Origin of the sequence: Streptomyces sp. NEAU-W12 (genome assembly GCF_026242095.1) — a bacterium.
Classification (GTDB): Bacteria; Actinomycetota; Actinomycetes; order Streptomycetales; family Streptomycetaceae; genus Streptomyces.
Window position 1 is genome coordinate 1 of the sequence record NZ_JAPJDM010000107.1, and the last position, 545, is coordinate 545.

1 protein-coding gene is annotated in these 545 nt (G+C 71.2%); it reads left to right on the forward strand.

The features are described from left to right. Window positions 1-18 precede the first annotated feature (18 nt). On the forward strand, window positions 19-531 hold the full coding sequence (locus ORI94_RS35280) for a hypothetical protein (protein WP_266083211.1): 513 nt from the start codon (window positions 19-21) through the stop codon (window positions 529-531). Window positions 532-545: the final 14 nt, after the last annotated feature.

The window sequence follows — 545 nt, forward strand, 5'->3', positions numbered from 1 at the left end:
AACCATGTGAGGAAGAGCATGAGGAAACGCGTTACGCGGACACTGCTGTCGTGCGCGGCGGCCGGGGCGGCCGTCCTGGGGCTGGGTGCGGGGCTCTCCGGCTCCGGACCGGGCGGGCGGGAGGCGCCGCCGATGGCCGCGGTGGCGGAGGGGGACCCGGGGTACGCCGTCGAGGACTTCGCGTACCCGCAGGCCGACAAGATCCTCGAGGAGCAGGGCATCCTGCTCAAGCGGGGGGACGGGCACATCGTGCTCGCCGCATGTGACAGCCGGACGGGGCTGTTGAAGGTCTACACGCGCGACAACAGCACCGTCTGCTTCCGCACCACGGGCGACAGCGGCTACCTGAGCCTGGAACTGCCGGCCGTCTACGGCGTGCAGACCAGCGCGTACCAGGCCGACCTGCACACCACCGTCGAGGACGAGGAACACCAGTACGAGGTGGACCCCCACTCCTTCGCCCCCGTGGGTGAGGCCGCCGACCCGGAGGGCCGCCGGCACGTCCTCGTCGAGATCGTCACGTCCAAGTAGCCGCCGCCCGCACC